Consider the following 20463-nt stretch of genomic DNA (forward strand, 5'->3'; position numbering starts at 1 on the left):
TCCTCCATTATTCTGTTTGTTTTAAATGTTAACTACATTATATAATTTTAGTTCTCTTTTTACCCAATCCTTATTTTATAGAACTTCTATAGCTAAAAAGCAGGTTTAATCTATTTTGTATTTGTTGCCATATAACCCAACATATACTTAGTCGCTTGTCTTTCATCAGCACCATAAAAACCGTGCCCTGCCCCTTCAATTATCTTTAAAGTGCTATGCTTGAATACCTTTTGTGCCCGCTTAGAATAACGAATCGGTACCACATCATCTGCACTGCCGTGAATAAGCAAAACATTGCCTTCAAAATTTTGAATATGCGTCCACATATTATAGTTTAAAAGATGTGTGTAATATGCACGCCCTACAGTCATATAATTATCTACTGTTTTTGGAATTTCTTTTACACTGCTAAATCTTTGCCGTGCTTCGTCTGGAATACTAAAAGCTGGATACAATAAAAGTAGGCCCTTAATCTGTTTTGTTTTTTGTGCGCCCGCGATCGCAGATACCGCACCGCCTTGACTTTCACCTGCTAAAAACAGATTCTGTTTGTCCACTTCAGCTCTTTTTCTAATTTGTGAAATAACGGCCTTTAAATCAGAAGCTTCTGTAAAAATAGACATATCTGTCGTTTTACCGGAACTACGGCTACTATCACTGCCACCACTAAAATCAAAAACATAAGCAACATAGCCTTGTTTTGCTAAAGCCCGCGCATAGGGTATCGTATCCTCATAAGTTCCAGTTAACCCATGAGATAAAATAACCGTCGGCCGTGGTTGTCTCGCGGCTTGTTTTGGTACATATAATTTACCGTATAGATTTTTTTTATTATATTTTACAGGCAACGTTTCTACCGAATAAGTTCGATTTACAGTCGTTGCAGTTACTTTCTCAGTTGGTCTAACCATTATTATTGCAATACTCAATAAACCAATCAACACAATACTTAAACCTAATATTCTTTGACGCATATTCTACCCCTTTCAATCAACATCTCTCAACAGTAATTAAGTCTAGGCTGTTTTTTAGTGAATGTCTAATGCCTATTATTAATCTATAATTATGCTTTTTAGTTATTATTCAAATATAAAAAATCGGATCCATTTTAACCGGATCCGATTTTTTATATTTAATCCATACTTGTCGGTCTACGTTTTGTATATCAACTTTAATGTCTGGATATCCTCTGCCGAAATATGTACCTTTCCTTGCGCCCAAGGATACATGATGGATTTAGGATTTTTACTATGATCCAAACCTAAAACATGGCCTAATTCATGAATAGCAGCCGCTTCCGAAACAGCTTCTGTATAGGCATAATTTAAACTTGCCCAACCGTGATTAACCGTCCCCCAGCTGCTTTCTAGTAATTTAGGCCCCCCCAACCCTAATTGAATTTCAGGACTGTGATCCATTTTTTTATAGTACATTGAAAAAGTAATTTTATTTTGAGTTGCCAAACCGACCCCTGGCAAAAGTTGAACCACACCAGTTTGATTGTAACGCACCACTGCAGCTTCAAAAGCTTTTTTAACGGGTTTTGAAACCGAAGACTCAAACTGATAATAATAGACCGAAGCCAACTGACCTTGTTTTACAATTGTTTCCATCGGTGTTTTAGCCTCAAACGCCCGGTGATGTTGTGTTAACAAACCTTGTACGCCTGCAGACACTTGGGTTTCAATATTGTGTACATTAGCTGACACGGTATGGTGCATCATTAGACTATAGCCCATACCTAAAATTAGCCCTAAGCCTAATAACCCTTTTCGCCATTTCATTAAAAGACCTCATTTTTTTAATTTATCTGAATGTTAAGCCTAAAAAAATAGCATCCCGGACCAAGGGTTGTTTGGTTTAGGTAGCTATTTCGAATCATATTAGGTTTGTTGTTAATGGATTACGCTTCTAGTTGTGTTTTATTTTTTAGTTGTTGCGATAGAATTTGTTAGATCCGGTAAAATTTCTTCACCGCTATCCGTACCCAACATTGCTTGTTGAATCGTTGCTTTTGTTGGGGCATTGCCATTACGTTTTAACGTTACTTGCGCTAAGTTTTCGGTTGGTGCCGTTTCAAAACTTAATGTTAATTTCAAAATACCGTCTTGAATGTCTTGGCGTAAAATCGTTGTGCCCTTTGGTACTTTGATCTTTTCAATAGACTGACCGGCCAAATCAATCCGGGCATCTAAAGCTTTGACAGTACGATGGCTTTGGGCAACAAATTTTAAGGCAAATTTGTTTCTACCCTGTTCCAAATTAACGGCTTCAACATGCCGGTGTTTTTGAGCAAGTTCTGTTTGTGGTAAAAAGGCGGATGGATCAAACACACGACCGGTCATTGATGCCGGTTGTTTGATTTGTAAAGCGTGCAAAATCAAAGCACTAATATCCGCATTACTACCACCTTGTAGACGATGACCGCTATTAACCGTTTCGCCGCCAATACCAATGAAAATATTTTCATTAGAAGCATCTTTAGTATGTTCTGCAGAACCATGGTTGGTCAAACTGCCGCCATGATCGGAATTGGCAATCACTAATGTATCGTGACTATGCCCCGTTGCTTCCAATTTATCCATTACTTTCTTGAATAAGGCATCATATTTCGTGTATTGATCCCAATAGTTATCGTTATACCAGCCTTTGCCATGACCTTGCCCATCCATATAATCACTTTGCATATAAACCAAAGCGGTATCCTTAAATTGCACACTGCCAATATAATTTGCCACATCATCAAAAGATTTTAAAGAAGCTGAAGGTTGGGTATTCACCGCCGCATCCGCTTCAGTAATACCATTTAGAATTTGGCGCCATTCTGAAAAGGCGGCTAATCCAAAATTAGGATTGGCTTGCTGAATCACTTTAAATACAGAAGGATACTTTGGCTGTGCTTTTCCAAAATCACCAAAATAGTTTTGTGCAGCAGTACCATTAGTCATTTGATAATCTTTTGCCATCTGATCCCAAGGTAACCCATGGAGCATTGAAGAATAGTTCTGTGCCGAAATAGCCGGTTGAACAGACTTTGCTGTCGTGCTCATGGCAAAGCGATTATTAAACAAATTCATCGTATACGTATTTTTACGCTTCGCCAAAGTTTGAGCATCGGTATGCCATTACGGTAATTCTTCTTTAGAAGCCGCATAGTATAACCCTTCTGGATCCCAAGGATTGCCGCCGCCATCTGTTGTTAAAACGATAACATGCTTATAAGGTCGGATTTCAGAATTTTGAGCAGCGGCCATTTTAGCTGCCATATCGCTCGCTTTTGCCACGTCCCCAATTCCTACAAGACCGTCTTGATTCAAATCAGCGGTGTCCTTAGCATGGATCAGTACCTTTTGTTGCCCAACAATTGCCGCTTCAAGCGGTGCTGCCTGAGCATCATTGACCGTGGCCTGAGCCGCTTTAATTGTCACAGTTGCCGCTGTATCTGCAGTGACTGCCTTTGCTTTTAGCTGTACACGGGCTAAACGAGTCTTACCGTAAGCGCTAACTTCGCCGGCTTCTACACTCGTTGAAGTCACCTGCAATACATTGTTGGTACCTGCTTTTAAGGTAACTTTTGTATCACCTTTAGTTTGATCTGCACTGATAAATTCAAATTTATCCGCATCAAATTCAATCTCATAATTCAATGTATAGGCCGTTTCATCGTTATTTACTTTGCGACCGTGTACATTCAAACTATAAATGTGGTTCGCAACCACATCACTGGCTCCAACTAACTGGGTGCTAATAGTTGGTACTGCCTGGTTTAAATCACTAACTGTTGATACAGCCGGCATTCGGGTGGTTGCTACTGGGTTGGCAGAATCCGTTGCTGCTTCAACGACTGCTGGTGCTATTGCGACCCATAAGGTTGCTGAACACAGCGCGATAGTTGTCAACTTCTTGGGGTTCAATCAAAATCACTCCACGATTTCATTTTATAGACATCGGTCTACACCAATCATATTAGCGAATGAATGTAAACTTATGAAACGGGTCGTGTAAATGTTTTGTTAATTTTCAGAAAAATGTGTTTTGATCAAATCTGCAATCACTGCGCTATCTGTTTCTAAAGCAAAATGTCCACTATCCAGCAAGACAACCGTTGCCTTAGGGACATCTTGCTTAAAGGCTTGTGCCCCAGGATAAATAAACGAAGGATCATTTTTGCCCCAGACTGCTAACAGTGGTGGCTGGTAGGTTCGTAAGTATTTCTGAAACATTGGATATTGTTTAATATTATTTTGGTAATCATAAATCAAATCTAACTGCCGCTGGGCATAAGCTTCCCCTTCAGAAGCATAGGCAATATCTAACGTATACCCATCTGGGCCAACAGAACCTGGCTGCGTACCGAAAGTATATTGTTTTTTGATCGTCTCTGGTGCAAAAGCTGCCCGGTAACGATTGCGTTTTTCTTCAGTAGGCTTATTCCAGAAGTCAGCCCGTTGCGCCCATTTTTCACCAAGACCAACTTGATAAATATTGCCGTTTTGGCTAATAATCCCTTGAATCCAATCGGGATGCGCAACAGCGATCTGAAAGCCAATCGGTGCCCCATAATCAAATACATACATAAAGAATTTGTTGATTTTTAACTTCTGTAAAAATTCGGTCATAATTTGACTGAGATGTGCAAACGTATAAGCAAAATGCTGATGATCCGGCGCTGATGACTGACCAAAACCGGGATAATCCGGTGCAATCAAGTGAAAATCTTGAGCCAACTTTGGCATAAGTTCCCGAAACATGTGACTGGCCGTTGGAAATCCATGGTATAAAACTAAAGTTGGTTTAGACTTCGCCCCCGCTTCTCGGTAAAAAATATCTAAGCCTGCAACTTTGATCGTTTGGTAGCGTATCATCTAAAGTACCTTCTTTATTTTTTGATTATTTTCAGTCAATAAGGCAGTCATTGGCTTTTTTGTAGTTGTCAAAATCGTGTCGGTTAACGTTGCAAAATCTTTTAGACAGCGATTGGCGATTTTTAAAAAATCTGCACTTTGTTCCGTTAAATCAATTTTTGTCGCCCGTTGATCATGATTTAAAATTATTAGTTTTTTAGCGACAAGCGTCTTTAACATTCTGGATACGGTTGAACGTTCATAGCCTAGGCGCTCTGAAATTTGTCGAATTGTCGCTGGATGTTCGTCTTCTAAAGCCATCATAATATAGGCATAGGCTGGATTTAATCCCGTGGGCGCAAATGTTTTATTGGCAAGCTGCTCTACACTTCGCAAATAGCGTGCTGCCGTAAAATAAGCGCAGGTTTCATCAAAATGATGGACCATTCTGTCATCCCCCTTAATGTGTATATACACACTTTAAGGCTGACTTTTCACTTTGTCAAGTAAGTTATTTTTATTTCATCAATCGTTGCAAAATTTCTTGTTTAAGTTGGACGGTTCGTGCTTCATCATTGACTTGTGAAATTCGATAGCCGACAAAATAAGGCGAATCTACAAATCGCGGTAGTGCTTTAGCCACAGTTTGTCCTTGGCTGTTTTGATAGAAAAATAAATTATAGGAATTACAGCGACCACCAAAATAATCGTTTAAAATGTACTGCACAATTTTTTGGATCGTATCCGCAAATTTATTTAACCCGGCTTTTATCTTCAAAATCACATTGATCTCCACAAAACCCATAACCGGCTGATCTGAAAGCGTTACAGCCACTGTTTCATTTTCCCAGATCATTGGCCCTGAAAAATTCGTATCAGTGATATTTTTGTAGCCATCTATTTTTTCAAAGCCAACAATTTGCATGTGCGGATGTGTTAAAGTCCCGCCAGAATAAGGGCCAAAATTCTTATAGAGCACCACACTTTTATATTTTGGATCCGCCATTGTTTTAGCCCAGGCGTTGAGGGCAAACTTGATAACCTTTCGATTTTGACTGACATCATAGTTTGAAATATCGCCATTATGATTGCTGGACTCAATCAAAACCGTCTGCCAAGTATCTATCAACGTCCGATATTTATTAACAAGCCAAATTCGATCATCTTCTTGTGCCAAAATATCCGTCAAATGGGGCACATCGCAAAATGGACACGCATTATTTTTATGAATGATCGTTTCCGGCTTATTTTTAGCAACTTGCGGCTGAAACACCAAAACTTCTTTAACCATCTATCTATCCCTCTATCAGAAATTTTATTTTAAGTTATATCATGCAATTATTTAATTTAAAAATCAATCTAAATTTTACTTGACTATGTGGTAACAACACAGTTTATGATAGACAACACAAGGAGGTTTGCAGACCATGAAATATATTACTAGCGGCATGTTAGCCTATCTAGTGGGTGTTCCTAAAACCACCGTCCGCCATTACATTAATCTGGATCTATTAACACCCGCTAAAATTGATGACAACGGCTACCAACTATTTGACGAAATGCAAGTTTATCGGCTTTATTATATTCGCTTTTTGCGTGGTATTGGCTATAGCTTGACTGAAATTGCCACGTTATTAACCCAAGATGATCTCCATCAAGCGCTACAAACTGCCAATCAGCAATTGACAGAAAAAATTAGCGCTTTACAGAAAACACAGCAGACAATCACGGCGATCTTAACCGCCCAAGCCCAACAACCTTTGAATATAACGCAATCCATCAAACAACCTCGCCGTTATTTTGAAATTCTAAATGAAGATATTGCCCAGTCCTTAGAGCTAAAAATGGCCCAACAAATGGCCCAAGCAGACCTAAATCTCCACCAATTAAAACCGATTACTTATCTCAAACGGCCAACAGACACGACCCCACTTTTTGTGCAAATAACCTCAACCCCTGAAACGGCCATTACCGTGCCCGCGGGTACTTATCTTACCGTTCACTTGCCTGTCATTAATGAACATCAAATAGACGAAGCCTTGGATAAACTTTTAGCTGATAACGATTTTAAAACGGCACCGACGATTCTGATTTATGAAAATATTCCGTTATCTTTAGTCTACGGTCAAACTATTATTTATACATTGGAGGTGCATAAACCATGACGCTCACCATACATTGGGCCACTGAGCTACCTACTTTAAGTGCAAATGCCATTGGTCAATTATTTTATAATAGTTTTTCAGATATGTTTCTAGCGAGTGGTTTTACAGCAAACGAAGCACAAATCAGCGCCTTAGGTTTAGGGGCTTATTTACTAAAATACTACCGTCGAGACCTACTTGTCGCCCAAATGGACGGGCACTTAGCTGGCGTTGTTTTATTAAAACAACCTAGATCCCCTAAAACAACTCGGCTGCCTAGAGCTGCGCTCACCTTATCTCGACGTTTGCGCTGGTATGCTTTTATTTTATTGCTGGACAGCACGCCTAATACTGATGAAACGTACATTGATTTTTTAGCAGTAGCCCCTAATTACCGCCAGCAAGGGATTGCTAGCCAGCTTTTAAATTTCTGCCAACGCCATTTTAACTGCTTAAACCTTTCTGTTGTTACAACTAACCAAAATGCTTATCAATTATATAAAAAATTCAATTTCAACCCAGTTAATACTAAAAAAAGCTGGTTAGCTCAACGTTACTTGGGTTTCCAGCAATGGACTGAGATGCATTGGCAACAATAATAGTTACTTTTTATCTCCGTAAAATCTTGTTCGCCACCAATCAGTTAGTAACTCGAGAAATTATAGACATTGACCTCACGCAAAAAAATTCAGTTTGTTCAAAACTGCGAGACGCCTTTATCTAAATGATGCAATCTTATTCAAAAATTATGTCCAAGGGTATTAAAAAAACGCCAACTGATTTTTATCAGCTGACGTCTTTTAATCTAATCTTTTAACCTTCGCTCCCCATAATGCGGGCTACAAAGGCAGCTAGAACAGCCCCTAATTCTGGTGCTAAAATATATAACCACAGATGGGATAAGGCGCTACCACCGGCAAAAATGGCGGGGCCAAATGACCGTGCGGGATTTAATGAACCACCGGTTAAATTCAAAGCGACGATAATTAGAAAACCTAATGTCACCCCAATCGCTACTCCGGCAAAATCACTGTTCCCATGATAACGGCTGGTCACATTCAAAATGACTAATAAGAATAAGAAAGTTATTAGAGTTTCTGTTAAGAAAGCCAAGCCAACAGAAATTTTTGGAAAATCTGTTTGTCCTAATTGATTTGTTGCCAGTCCTAAACCGCTTACAAAAATTTTAATCATTAACGAAGCCGCCGTGGCACCCAAAACTTGGGCCACCACATAGCCAATGGCCGTTTTCCCATCAAGTCGTCGATTAATCACCATTGCTGTCGTTACCGCCGGATTAAAGTGCCCACCGGAAATACCGCCAAAAGCGTAGGCGGATACGGTAATCGCTAAACCGAAGGCTAAGCCAATCGTTAGTGTACTTCCGGCTGCCACCGTCACTGCCCCAGTTCCCAAAAACACGAACATAAATGTACCAAAAAATTCTGCAATATATTTTTGCATCCTACACACCTCCAATGTGTTCTTTTATGAAAACGCTACCCTATCATATTATTATAGTTAATAATATCAATTTTTGATACCAATTTTTCTATAAAATAACACTTTTTTTGGTAGTGGCTGTTGCATTATTTATTCTTATTATTGTGTATCTTGTTGCTCAAAGTTCCGACTGATTGTTGTTAAACTCTGATAAGTCTGCTGTTTTTGGGCCCCTAGCAATGTGTAGAGCCGCTGTTCACTCATTTCAAAAAAGGCTTCAATTTTTGTGGCTAACTGTCGGGCTTTAGGCGTTAATAATAACCGTTTGTAGCGGGCATCCTCTAAAGCCGGCACTCGCAATAGCAAATCATTAGCCACCATGTTGGTGACAAGGCTAGAAGCCGTTGCTTTACGGATATTAAATTCTAATTCTAGATCTCGCTGGAAAATATCTTGATCATTCTCGTGATCGTTAATATAGTTAATGACACTAATTTGAACCCCAGTTAAACCGAGTTTTTTAGCAAAATGATCCGCATCCCGGGCCAAAGCATTATTGGCGCTTTTGATTGCAACACCTAAAGAATATTTCATATTATGCTGAGCCTCCATAAATAGTTCGCAATTTGACTAGCTCGTATTATAACGAATCATCCCCTGCAAATCAATATTGTTATCCCTTATGTTCTATGCTAGAATAAGCAACTAGTTCGTATTAGAACTAATTATTTTTTTGGAGGCTTACTAACCCATGGCAAAACGTGTGGATGCAAAATTAATTTTAGCGATCATCGCCACTGGCTTATTATCTTTTTGCGGTGTTATCGTTGAGACCGCAATGAACATCACCTTTCCAACGTTAATGCGTGAATTTGCAATTAATACAGCCACTGTCCAATGGATGACCACCGCTTATTTACTAGTTGTTTCAATTATCGTACCTATTTCAGCCTTTTTAAAACGACGCTTTAAAACAAAACATCTATTTATTTGTGCCAACTTACTATTTATTACCGGATTATTAATTGACGCCGCCGCCACCAGCTTTTTTATGTTGGTCTTAGGCCGGATTATCCAAGGTTTAGGCACAGGGATTGCCTTGCCCCTCATGTTTAACATTATTTTGGACTGGGTTCCGTTACAACAACGGGGTACTTTGATGGGCGTTGGCACTTTAATTACAGCAATTGCCCCAGCTTTAGGCCCGACTTTTGGCGGCTTAGTAGTGGCTAGATTAGGCTGGCATTGGATTTTTATTTTATTATTACCGTTTCTAGTTCTATCCTTATTGCTTGGCCTTTTGGCTATTCGTCAAGCCCAGCCTACACACAAAACGAGCTTTGACGTTCCCGCTTGGCTGGCCGTCATTTTAATTTTTGTTGGCTTCACCTTTGCCTTTAGTAACTTACAAACGATTAATCGGCAACCTTGGCCTTTTATTATCTATTTGTGCCTAGGCTTTGTCGGGCTGATTGGCTTTATCTTCCGGACAAAACATTCTAAAAATCCATTAATTAATTTAGTTATCTTTAAAAATCATGCTTTTGATTGGCACTTATTAGGGTTTTTCTTAATCCAAATTATTGCCCTAGGTTTAGCTTTTATTTTGCCTAACTATTTACAATTAGTTGACGGTTACAGTGCTTTAACCGCTGGATTGTTGATTTTACCGGCGGCCGCTATTGGCGCTATTTTTGCCCCATTTGGCGGTCGAATCTTAGACCGTTTTGGTGCCCGTAAGCCCATCTTAATCGGGGCAAGTGCCATTACTTTATCAATTCTTCTGTTCACTTTGTTAGGTCAGCAGCTCAGTGGTCGTTTATTAGCCAGTATTTATATTTTCACTATGGTCGGTTTTGGTTTAACTATGGGCAATACAATGACCAGTGGTTTAAATCAGTTATCGAATGTTCAGCATGCAGACGGCAACGCCACTTTTAATACCTTACAGCAATTTGCTGGCGCTATCGGTACCGCAATTGTTTCTTCGGTCATTGCCCTGATTCAGGCGCAAAGTACTGGTAGTTTAAGCCGCCGGACAGCCTTAGGTTCAGTGGCGGCCTGGGGGTTACTGCTGATTTGTATTTTATTAGGCTTAGGCGCATTAATCCAAGCCACTAAAAATCATAAAACTCAATAATTTGACCACCCTTTAATTTCAGTGTACTATCATGTTGCCAATTAGATAATTTATTAAAGGGGCGATAAACATGACTAAGAAAATGAACCTTCAAGAAACAATTTGCCTTGTCGATCATGAAAAACATAATTTCGAAGATGGGGTATCGTTGCGAGATTTGGACAGTCAGCTACGTCAGTTAATTCAGCATGATTTTCCTAAAGCTACCGGTAATGATTTTATCTGTAGTACCCACTTAGTCCATTATCGTCTTTTAGAAATGGATCAGATTTTTGATAAAGATCAAGTTCAAAGTCGTAAGCTGGGTGAACGGATGACCCGATTAATGCAACGGGATGATTATCAAATTGTGGATATCCATCAGCAACTTGAAGCTTCTTTAACCGTGGGCCAGAAAGTGGCAGATGCCGTTGCCCGCTTTGGTGGCAGTTGGCCTTTTATTATTTCGTTTATCAGTATTATGATTGTTTGGATTATAATTAATGTCTGCCACTTATTTGGTTTTAATTTTGATCCTTATCCATTTATTTTATTAAATTTATTTCTAAGTATGATTGCCGCTATTCAGGCCCCTTTGATTATGATGAGTCAAAATCGAGCCGCTGAATATGATCGGCTGCAAGCCCGCAATGATTTTAAAGTAAATTCTAAATCTGAAGAAGAAATCCGCGTATTACATGCCAAAGTAGATCACTTAATTCAACAAGATTCCATTAACTTGTTAAGCATTCAAAAATCTCAAACGCAGATGTTAGGCGAAATTCAACGCCAATTAAACGCCTTAAAGCATAAGCCTTTACGCTAGTTTTGCCAGATAAAAAAGAATCCTTGAGAAAGTCTCGAGGATTCTTTTTTAGAGCCAGTTATTTCTGTCACTTAATTAATGAGGTAGCTTAACTACCCCCTACTCGATATATAATTAAAAATATTCACATAAAATATTTTTAATACAAAATAATTGTATGATAGAAAAATTTAATTTATAATCACTAGTGTATTAAGACTGAAATAGGTGTCATGACCTCAATTTGATAGCTTCTAATGATCAAACATCGGCCGTGTTCGCAGAGCAAAAACTGAAAAGCATTTACGAAAATCTTCAAGAAAATGAAAACATTAAGTTTATGGGTAATTACAATTAAGTAAATTTATACACTATTGATTTAAATACATACATTGGCAAAGGAGGATTGTCATGTTTACGCGCAAGCGCTATTTATCTGACACTGATCAACGAGTTAACTATATCAAATTTCTGCTTTTTTATATTTTCATAGGTATCTTTATAGTAGGTTTTAGCAGTACCACTGTTAAAGCCGCGTCCTTAGCTGATGTTTCCGAGCTAACTGATCCGTTGGCTCAGGTTGCTCCTTCAAGCAATCTGTTGTTGACCAATGAAATTATTTCTAATGGATCTATCGTTAATAGCGGCGTCAATGGGACAGCAACATGGGATATTGATAGTGCTGGAACCTTGACCGTGCATGCAGGTAAGTTGGCATACGGCAAAGGGAATTGGAGTGCGTATGCTAGTTCCATTAAAAATGTTTACGTAGAACCAGGTGTGCTCCCATTTTCTTCCATAATGACTACTGATTATAATAATGGCGTCTTTTCCGAGTTACCAAATGTCGTAACCATTGATGTGACAAATTTAGATGTTTCAAAAGTTCTCTCACTGGGATATATGTTTTCGGAAGATCCTAAGTTGACTCAAATTATAGGTTTGGATACTTGGGATACCTCTAACACTGTTTCTATGAACTCAATGTTTTATAAGGACACTGCTTTAACGGCACTTGATTTGTCTGCATGGGATACTAGCGAACTTAGTAGAACCCGGTCGATGTTTTATTTGTGCAGCGGATTACAATCATTGAATATATCAGGATTTGATACTTCTCATGTCTCTGATCCTAGGTATATGTTTTCAGGAGTTGGCGGGAAAATAACTGGGCTTGCTGACCTGGATTTTCAAAATACGCCCGTCTTGGACGGAGTACTTCAGGGTGTAGATTTCACAAAGACTGACCCTAATGACATCAAGGATTGGAATGTTTCGAATTGTACTTCAATGGCCTATCTATTTGCATCTACAAAATTTACCGCACTTGATTTAAGTAAATGGGATATGCAAAAAGTGACAGATATGTCTGGCATGTTCTCAGGCTCTAGTGGTAACCTTAGTCAGGTCAAAGACATTGCAAACTGGGATACGTCTAAGGTGACAAACATGTCAAACATGTTTCAAAATACCCAAGCCACGGACCTATCCTTTATCAATAACTGGAATGTTGAACAAGTTGTCTCTATGGGTTTTATGTTTAACGGTTGTTCTAAGCTAGCTGCTTTAGATCTTTCAAATTGGACAACAAACAGCTTAAAGATTACTAATTCCATGTTTAATGGTGCTAAGTTACTTAATGAAACGACGCTTAAGGGTTACCAAACCTTGGTCACTAATAAGACTACCAACACAAGTGCGATGTTTGCCTCCACTAGCTTTGAAACCATTGATCTATCCAAATACGACACTTCTAATGTAACCGATTTCTCATTTATGTTTTCAGGTGATTCTAAATTAACGAAGATCATTGGGAATTTTGATACACATTCATTGACCAATATGCAGTCTATGTTTACTAATACCGGTGTAATTGACTTTAGTGAAATAAATATTGCGGATTGGGATACCTCTAAAGTCACAACGATGCAGGGTACTTTTAGTGGTTCTAAAATTACAGACTACGGTTTCCTAGAAAACTGGAAGACGCCTTCCTTGACAAATTTAGCTTCTACTTTTTGGAAGACCGTGGGTACGTCGCTCCCCATTTCTAAATGGGACGTCTCCAACGTAACGACCCTCCAAGACACTTTTTACTTTACAGCTACGCTGACTGATTTACCAATCGATGATTGGGATATATCCAAGGTAACCACTATGTCCGGCACCTTTTGGGGGGCGGGTCTGAAAAAACTTGATCTCTCTAAATGGGATACTTCTAAAGTCACTACTTTTTATTGTGTATTTAATAGTATGGCTAGTTTAGAGACTTTGGATTTATCCAATCTCGATACCACAAACGCCACGAACCTAACTTTTATGTTTGGTGGTACGAAAAAATTATGGAAATTAAAGTTAGGGCCAAAATCACTCTTGTTCAATAATGGCGCTGGTTCTTACCCGCCTTCTCCTCAAGCGGGTGCGGAGATTAATGATGATGGCAATACCTATTTTGCGATCAGCACTAAATGGCAAGAAGTTCGTGCCGATCTTGGCGGTACCGATCACCAACCGTTGGGTGATCTGTTTTCTAATACTCAAATTCAAGATAAGTTTTCAACCGCTGGTAACCCAGTGACAACTTTTGTTTGGCAGCAACAGGTACAAACAAATATTGGTTTGGATGTTTCTAATATTGACTTTGGTACTACCCATAGTGCGGCCGGTATTGTTCAACGCAAAGGGGACTTTTCTATTTCCATCAATAACGAAAGCTATCCAGAAATACCCCTGAATACGACTTTGAATGTAAGAATGTTGTCGCCTTTAACCAATACAAGCGATCCTACGAAGACAGTTAATAATGTCTTGATTTTCAAAAACACGGATGATCAGGAAGAAACTTTGTCTACCTCCGCAACTGAAGTTTATTCAGGTGCAATTGATAGCGGTGCCCAGGTTTTAAATTGGAATGATCGCCAAGGAATATTGTTAAATATGGAAAACGCTGAAAGTGTGAGTGATGGTCGTTATTCAACGACACTTGAGTGGGAATTAATAAGTAGTTTGTAATCAAACTGCCCTGCTGAAACACTTTGTCCGTTTAGACTATTTAAGAAATTAAGCCCCTGTTGAGGCTAATTTTAAGATATTTAGGGCAATCATTACGATACCCGCTTCTTTTGTTACCTTATCCAGGCCTCTCACCGAAAATCGATTGAACCGTAAAGAAGCCTTCATTTTTCCGAAGACCGATTCAACATCAATTTTACGACGAGCATAAAATTGACCCGTTTCTGGAGCTGAAAGTAACTCACGTTCCTTTGCCTTATAGTAAGACCAGGACTCATTTACAGTGATTCATTTAAGATTACCTTTGGGTGTCAAAGCATCGGGGATCAACTCATGATTCTCATCATATTTTTCAGCTACATATTCTTTGAAATCTCGTTGGAAACCATACTTATCAGTTCTTTTACGGTAAGCCTTAAAATTAAATCGAATACCTTTGGGATTAATGTAACAGTCATCTTCCACATGGTAGTCCCAGTTCATAACCTTACGGTCATCACTTTATAAAAAAGAATCCTTGAGAAAGTCTCGAGGATTCTTTTTTAGAGCCAGTTATTTCTATCACTTAATTAATCTGGATAATAAGCCCCTGTACTGGCGTAAATCCATTGCTTCTCATTACCTAAGCGAATGGCTTGTCGCCCATTGATATAACTGACCGCAAATGTTTTATAAGCCATCGTTTGTTCAATTATCCCAGTCTTTACGCCCTGACGATTATACAGCGGTGTTTGTTTCAGTAAACTTATCAGATCAATTTATACCTCGCATAAAAATACGCCTAAAAGCTATGAGCCTCTGAGCGTATTTTGAGTTACCCTAAATTAAATTTTACGTGTCTTTTTTTGCTGTTTTTTATAACCGATCCAGCCTAAAAGACCACTCAACACAACTAAAACGGCCCCTAAAATTGTTAACTGATTAGATTGTTTTTCCCCAGTTTGTGGAAAAGTCTTTGCATCTGTGGCTTGCGTGTTTGTGTCAACGGTTGCTGCTTGAACAATGTTGCTTTGATTTGAGGCAGTTGCTGTTGGCGCTTGCGTAATCATTTCTTGACCACTATTAGTGCCGAAATTAGAATTATCAGTTACCACGTCATTCGTTTCACTTTGATCGTTATCTGCACTTGTATCCAGATTAGGCTTTGAGGTTGTATCACTATCTGTATTATCCTCAGTAGCCTCATCCCCAGTATTATCTAGATCATGGTCAGCATCTGGATTTTCAGCGGTAGCCTCATCCCCGGTATTGTCCGTCGTGTCGTCTGAATCATCTATGTCTGTATCCGGATCCGTATCTGGATTTTCGGGCTCTGTCGGTGTCGTGACACCACCGTCATCACCACTATTATGGTTGCCATTGTTATTATTGTTGTTACCGTTATTGTTATTACTGTTACCATTATCGTTGTCGTTGTCGTCGCCATTACCGGTATTATCGTCTGTATCTGTATCTTTAGCTGTAACCGTAATGGTAGCTACTTGACTAACACTGCCGTCTGGTAATGTATAAGTCACCGTATAAGTGCCCGGTTCAGCTGTGTTCACTTGATCCACAGTTGCACCAGTGGCATCCGTAATTGTCACTGTCAAATCTGCCAAATCCACATTTTGGCCATCTTTATCGATTGCCTGGGTAAAATTATCACTAGGCGTCCACTGATCGCCTTGCGTAACCGTTGTTTCTGTCTGGCTTAAGGCAATACCGCTAACGACCACGGTAGCTGTTTTACCAGCGTTCGTTCCGTCAGTGAGCTGATAAGTCACCGCATAAACGCCCGGTTGACTGGTATCCACATTATTAACACTTTGACCGTCTTTAGTTATCGAAACGACTAGCGCATCGCTGCCTACCGTTATCCCGCTGCCATCAATAGCCTTCACCAAATTATCGTCTTGTGCCCAAGTGCCACCCTGGGTCAAATTGCTATCTTGAACTTGAATACCGCTGACGGTAACCGTTGCGGTACTGCTGCCAGCACTGCTGCTGTAAGTGACTTTATAAGTGCCGGGCTGTGTCGTATCGACACGATCCACAGTGGTCCCATCTTTTGTAATCGTCACGGCCATTTGAGAAGCGTCCGTAACCGGCGCCGTGACGATTCTGTCTTTAGCGCCAGTCGCACTAACAAAATTATCGCCGGCCTGCCAATCCGTATCTTGTGTGACCACACTATCTTGGGTATGAACCCCAGTATATCCGATAAACCGATTGATCCCTGAGTAAGCGATACCCGTAATATATTGATCAGGCGCATCGGTAATCCCCACATCTGTTGCTAAAATAGGGGTATAGCTTTTGTTTGTATTCGTTGCCATGTCATTAACCCCGGCAAACAAAACATCGTTAGTGGTAACTTCATCATTTGTATTTGCATTTAACTGATAATAACTTGGCGTGTCAGCCGCATCTGAGCCAGTTGTAACCGAAAGTGTTAATATCGGTTTGACTTTGTTACTTTCAGCAACCACTGCCCCATCATTAGGTCTGAAATAATAAACTTCACGGCCATCCGTCGTATTGCTGAGCTGGCTCACTGTCAAACTCGTAATATTTAAATTGGTATAAGTGGCATTGTCCCCATTAAATGAGGCTACAAAATCATCCGCGCTTGTTTGAAAACTTGTCGTATTCCCAGTAATTGTTGTGGGTAAAACAATATAAAAACCATACAATTGATTGCCAAGTTGTGCACTCATCATATTTGTATTATAAGGCATCACTTTTAACGTGATCGTTTGGCCATAACCAACCGCATTTTGGGAAGGCTCCACATAAAGGTTAGCTAGCGTTGGAAACTTGTCATCTAAAACTGGTGCCGTTACGGTACTATCTGTCGTCGCTGTTTCATCAGCGGTCGTTTCGGTCGTTTCTTCTGCAGTTGATGTTATCGTCGCATCAGCAGGCGTAGCGCTTTCTGTAATACCTGTATCAGTTGTCCCACCAGCAGTTGTATTTGCGGTATCTCCCGTGTTACTAGTATCGGTGCCCGCCGTTAAGTTAGCACTTGTTGCTGCAATGCCTGTCGTACCAGCATCCATACCCGTAGTGTCTGTGTTATTCTCGGTTGAACCATCACTTGTATTTTCTAGATTGTTGTCTGTCCCCGTCGTATCGGTGGTACTCTTTGTCGTTGTTTCTGTTGTTCCAGTCGTTTCTGTTGTGTTAATGTCCTCTGTAACAGATGTCGGATTTATCTCTGACGAACTGGAAGCCCCTTCGCCAGTCGTCGTTGTCGACTGCTGTCCCGCCACAGTCGTCCCGGAGCTTGTGCCGCTATTCGGATCAACCGTCTCTTCTGTTTCAGCTGAAGTACTTGTTGCAGCCGTTGTTGTCTGTTCCGTTTGAGTTGTTGTGGCAGCGTGAACATTGGTTGTTGCATAATTGTTGAGTAAAAAGCCTGTCAAGATTGCACTAGAAATTAAGACAACGTTTCGATGCTTATCGTCTTGTTTCGAAATTGTGCTATTTTTCATAATAATCATTCCTACTTTTGTAATAGATTATTAGTAATTAAGATAAAGTTTCCCTACCCACCATTATGACATGTTATTTTAAAAAAAGATTTCAATTTTTAATAGATTTATTTATTCAAAGTTGAATCATTTTCAGTGTTGACTTTTAAGTCTTTTGGGTACACATATTTTAAATTAATCACAATCGAAAAATGAGAATATGAATTTTTTGATGTTATTTATTTATTTTTTTGTGAACTTACTTCTAGGCGGCCTTTTTCTGAACCCTTACTTCAAAAAAATACCTTAACAGCGTGCCGAACGATTAGCTAATTTTAAAATTTAAAAATTGTTGCCATTCTTCAAAGCTTTTGCTACAATACTGTCTATGTAATTCGGAGGGTCTTTGCGGACTGGATAAGGTTATTCTTATCCAGCCCGCTTTTTTTGTTCCTCAACATTAGAAAGGTGTATTCATTTATGAACAAAGCTTGGTTTTACGTTATTTCAGGTGGTTTTTTAGAAATATTTTGGGTATTGAGCTTAAAAGCTTCTCAAAATTTTACAGTTCTGCCTTTTGCGCTTTTAACAATTGTTTTAGTTAGTTTGAGTTTTTATTTGTTTGCCAAAGGGATGACCAGCCTACCTTCCGGCGTTGCTTACACTGTTTTTACAGGTATTGGCGCTATTGGCACTATTTTATTAGGCATCCTTTTATTACACGAAAGCGTATCCCCAGCTAAATTTATTTTTGCGACAACATTGCTGGTTGGTATCATCGGTTTAAAATTTAGTTCGGAGGTGGCTGAATAATGATGGGCTTAATCGCATTAATTTTGGCCGGTGGGTTTGAAGTCATGATGGTTTACAGTCTCAATCGCACCCAAGGGTTTAAAAATAAACTTTGGTGTTTCGTCGTTTTTGTTTTTGCTGGCTTAAGTTTAGCCAGTTTATCCTTTGCAATGAAAACCTACGAAGCCGGTGTTGCTTACAGTATCTGGGTCGCTTTTGGCTCAATTGGCGCTATTTTACTAGGTATTTTTTGTTTTAAAGAAAAAATTAATTTAAGACAAATCGCTTGGATGATCGTCATTATTATTTCTGTAATTGGTCTGAAGCTTTTTGCTTAATTTCGGTGTATGATAATAATCGTAAATTACAATTAAGGAGTTTTTTATGTCTTATAACTTTGCCCCTGCAACCGCAGACGAATTAACCCAAATTATGGCCATTGAACACAGTGGTTTTTCAAACGCTGAAGCGGCCAGTACGGATAGCATGGCCCAACGCATTGCTGTGATTTCAGATACTTTTATCGTCGCCCACACAGCCACCGGTGCTGTTGCCGGCTACATCGTTGGTCCCGCTTCCAAGGAACGTTACATTACCGATGATCTATTTGAAACAACCACCCCCAATCAACCCAATGCGCCTTATCAGACCGTTTTAAGTCTGGCAGTAGCCCCAAACCACCAAGGACAAGGCATTGCCGGCGCCTTATTAACCGAATTGGCCAAGGTTGCCAAAGCGCAAAACCGCCAGGCGATCACCTTAACTTGTTTGAAAAAACTAGTACCTTTTTACGAAGCCCATGGGTATCAAAATGAAGGCGTTGCTGCTTCTGATCATGCCGGTGAGACGTGGTATAACTTAGTTTTAGCGTTATAATATAATTAATTAATAAAAAAGGAAGTCTCACGATGACAAATAATGAAGAAGTTCGCCTCATTGTGCATCAAGTTGCTTATCCAGATCAAATTGACGCTGTCAAAGCTTTGATGACCAGCTTAATCGAACCCACCCGGCGCAACCCAGCTTGCCTTGATTTTCAAGTCTTACAAAATCAAAAAGAACCTGAAAAATTCACCTTATTAGAGCACTGGCAAAACGCAGCAGCCATTCAAGCCAACGGCGCCAGCCCAGCCATGGCCCCCTTTAGAGCACAGAAAGATAAACTATTTAAATCTTTAGATGCTGAGTTTGTAACAGCATTGTAAACCAGAGCGCGACAAGCTACGGTTTGACAATGCACATAACCTAGACTTACGACATAAGCCCGCTTTTGGCTTGTGAGTAAGACGTAGTTATGTAAATTGGCAGTAGCTTGGAGCGCGTTTTAGATCAGAGCGGGAAAGCCTCGAGCACTAACCTAGAATCTCGCAGTGTGTCGTCAGACACGCAAGAGAGTCGTAGTTATGTGAGAGCTTTGCTCTAGTGAGCGCGTTTACAAAACAAAAAAACAGAGGTTACTCCAAAATTAACATTTTGGCGGTAACCTCTATTTTTATCAAAATACTTATTCATCGCACAATAATTTCACCATCTTATCCGGTGCCACATGAGCCACACCCCAATCACAAATCGCATCTAACAACGGCACTAATGACTGTCCCATCGGCGTTAGATGATATTCTACATGTGGCGGATTCTCATCAAAATCTTGCCGAGTGATCAGACCATCATCTAGCAGCTGTTGTAATTGTTCAGCTAAAATTTTATGCGTGACCGGTTTTAACGTGCGCTGTAAATCATTAAAGCGTCGATGGTCATCTTCATCTAAAGCATATAAAATCAAAATTTTCCATTTGCCCCGAATCATTTGCATGGTGGCATCAAATTCATTTGCATACATTATTTTTTC

At 39.6% G+C, this 20463-nt stretch carries 20 protein-coding genes and 1 pseudogene; 9 read left to right on the plus strand and 12 right to left on the minus strand.

Features of this window, described 5'->3' with window-relative positions; all coding sequences use genetic code 11:
• Window positions 1-110: 110 nt before the first annotated feature.
• From EKM93_RS11660 to EKM93_RS11690, 7 genes are all read right to left on the minus strand, one after another.
• Window positions 111-974: an alpha/beta hydrolase gene (locus EKM93_RS11660; protein ID WP_125715750.1), complete on the minus strand. Its 864-nt coding sequence runs from the start codon at window positions 972-974 to the stop codon at window positions 111-113.
• A gap of 177 nt (window positions 975-1151) precedes the next feature.
• A complete protein-coding gene (locus tag EKM93_RS11665) occupies window positions 1152-1784 on the minus strand; it encodes a matrixin family metalloprotease (protein WP_125715751.1) in 633 nt (210 codons plus the stop codon).
• 138 nt (window positions 1785-1922) lie between these two features.
• Complete coding sequence (locus EKM93_RS11670; protein WP_125715752.1) at window positions 1923-3104, minus strand: alkaline phosphatase family protein; 1182 nt, start codon at window positions 3102-3104, stop codon at window positions 1923-1925.
• A 21-nt stretch (window positions 3105-3125) separates the two neighbouring features.
• Window positions 3126-3914 carry a cohesin domain-containing protein gene (locus EKM93_RS11675; protein WP_164507082.1) on the minus strand — a complete coding sequence of 263 codons (789 nt, stop codon included), beginning with the start codon at window positions 3912-3914 and terminating at the stop codon, window positions 3126-3128.
• A gap of 99 nt (window positions 3915-4013) precedes the next feature.
• Window positions 4014-4865, minus strand: a complete 852-nt coding sequence (locus tag EKM93_RS11680; protein WP_125715754.1) for an alpha/beta fold hydrolase — start codon at window positions 4863-4865, stop codon at window positions 4014-4016.
• Window positions 4866-5291, minus strand: coding sequence for a MarR family winged helix-turn-helix transcriptional regulator (locus EKM93_RS11685; RefSeq protein WP_125715755.1), 426 nt, complete (start codon window positions 5289-5291; stop codon window positions 4866-4868). It lies immediately after the preceding gene.
• A 70-nt stretch (window positions 5292-5361) separates the two neighbouring features.
• Window positions 5362-6135, minus strand: a complete 774-nt coding sequence (locus EKM93_RS11690; protein WP_125715756.1) for a DUF4931 domain-containing protein — start codon at window positions 6133-6135, stop codon at window positions 5362-5364.
• A 136-nt stretch (window positions 6136-6271) separates the two neighbouring features.
• Here EKM93_RS11690 and EKM93_RS11695 point away from each other — a divergent pair, with 136 nt between their 5' ends.
• Together EKM93_RS11695 and EKM93_RS11700 are read left to right on the plus strand one after the other, a co-directional pair.
• Window positions 6272-7009 carry a MerR family transcriptional regulator gene (locus EKM93_RS11695; protein WP_125715757.1) on the plus strand — a complete coding sequence of 246 codons (738 nt, stop codon included), beginning with the start codon at window positions 6272-6274 and terminating at the stop codon, window positions 7007-7009.
• Entirely contained in the window at window positions 7006-7587 is a 582-nt protein-coding gene (locus EKM93_RS11700) for a GNAT family N-acetyltransferase (protein ID WP_125715758.1), read from the plus strand. Before EKM93_RS11695 ends, EKM93_RS11700 begins: the two co-directional genes overlap by 4 nt.
• A 214-nt stretch (window positions 7588-7801) precedes the next feature.
• Here the strand turns inward: EKM93_RS11700 and EKM93_RS11705 are convergent, their stop codons facing one another.
• Window positions 7802-8452 carry an MIP/aquaporin family protein gene (locus tag EKM93_RS11705; RefSeq protein ID WP_125715759.1) on the minus strand — a complete coding sequence of 217 codons (651 nt, stop codon included), beginning with the start codon at window positions 8450-8452 and terminating at the stop codon, window positions 7802-7804.
• A gap of 138 nt (window positions 8453-8590) precedes the next feature.
• A complete protein-coding gene (locus EKM93_RS11710) occupies window positions 8591-9025 on the minus strand; it encodes a MarR family winged helix-turn-helix transcriptional regulator (protein ID WP_125715760.1) in 435 nt (144 codons plus the stop codon).
• Window positions 9026-9182: 157 nt separating this feature from the next.
• On the opposite strand from EKM93_RS11710, the gene EKM93_RS11715 reads away from it, so the two are divergent.
• From EKM93_RS11715 to EKM93_RS11725, 3 genes are all read left to right on the plus strand, one after another.
• Entirely contained in the window at window positions 9183-10571 is a 1389-nt protein-coding gene (locus EKM93_RS11715; RefSeq protein ID WP_125715761.1) for a DHA2 family efflux MFS transporter permease subunit, read from the plus strand.
• A gap of 70 nt (window positions 10572-10641) precedes the next feature.
• Window positions 10642-11376: a DUF1003 domain-containing protein gene (locus EKM93_RS11720; RefSeq protein WP_125715762.1), complete on the plus strand. Its 735-nt coding sequence runs from the start codon at window positions 10642-10644 to the stop codon at window positions 11374-11376.
• Window positions 11377-11766: 390 nt separating this feature from the next.
• The gene (locus EKM93_RS11725) at window positions 11767-14367 is read left to right on the plus strand and encodes a BspA family leucine-rich repeat surface protein (RefSeq protein WP_125715763.1); all 2601 of its coding nucleotides are present in this window, start codon (window positions 11767-11769) and stop codon (window positions 14365-14367) included.
• 54 nt (window positions 14368-14421) lie between these two features.
• On the opposite strand, the pseudogene EKM93_RS11730 reads toward EKM93_RS11725, so the two are convergent.
• Together EKM93_RS11730 and EKM93_RS11735 are read right to left on the minus strand one after the other, a co-directional pair.
• Window positions 14422-14868, minus strand: a pseudogene (locus EKM93_RS11730) (transposase); the annotation flags it as partial.
• Between the two features lie 323 nt (window positions 14869-15191).
• The gene (locus EKM93_RS11735; RefSeq protein WP_164507083.1) at window positions 15192-17843 is read right to left on the minus strand and encodes a bacterial Ig-like domain-containing protein; all 2652 of its coding nucleotides are present in this window, start codon (window positions 17841-17843) and stop codon (window positions 15192-15194) included.
• Between the two features lie 459 nt (window positions 17844-18302).
• On the opposite strand from EKM93_RS11735, the gene EKM93_RS11740 reads away from it, so the two are divergent.
• The 4 genes from EKM93_RS11740 to EKM93_RS11755 are packed head-to-tail and all read left to right on the plus strand — an operon-like array spanning window position 18303 to window position 19819.
• Window positions 18303-18635: a DMT family transporter gene (locus EKM93_RS11740; RefSeq protein ID WP_125715765.1), complete on the plus strand. Its 333-nt coding sequence runs from the start codon at window positions 18303-18305 to the stop codon at window positions 18633-18635.
• On the plus strand, window positions 18635-18952 hold the full coding sequence (locus EKM93_RS11745; RefSeq protein ID WP_225423713.1) for a DMT family transporter: 318 nt from the start codon (window positions 18635-18637) through the stop codon (window positions 18950-18952). Before EKM93_RS11740 ends, EKM93_RS11745 begins: the two co-directional genes overlap by 1 nt.
• Window positions 18953-18998: 46 nt before the next feature.
• A complete protein-coding gene (locus EKM93_RS11750) occupies window positions 18999-19490 on the plus strand; it encodes a GNAT family N-acetyltransferase (RefSeq protein WP_125715766.1) in 492 nt (163 codons plus the stop codon).
• Between the two features lie 32 nt (window positions 19491-19522).
• Window positions 19523-19819 carry a putative quinol monooxygenase gene (locus EKM93_RS11755; protein WP_125715767.1) on the plus strand — a complete coding sequence of 99 codons (297 nt, stop codon included), beginning with the start codon at window positions 19523-19525 and terminating at the stop codon, window positions 19817-19819.
• A gap of 299 nt (window positions 19820-20118) precedes the next feature.
• On the opposite strand, the gene EKM93_RS11760 is transcribed toward EKM93_RS11755, so the two are convergent.
• On the minus strand, window positions 20119-20454 hold the full coding sequence (locus tag EKM93_RS11760; protein ID WP_125715768.1) for a winged helix-turn-helix transcriptional regulator: 336 nt from the start codon (window positions 20452-20454) through the stop codon (window positions 20119-20121).
• Window positions 20455-20463 lie beyond the last annotated feature (9 nt).

It is taken from the genome of Agrilactobacillus yilanensis (genome assembly GCF_003946725.1).
GTDB lineage: Bacteria > Bacillota > Bacilli > Lactobacillales > Lactobacillaceae > Agrilactobacillus > Agrilactobacillus yilanensis.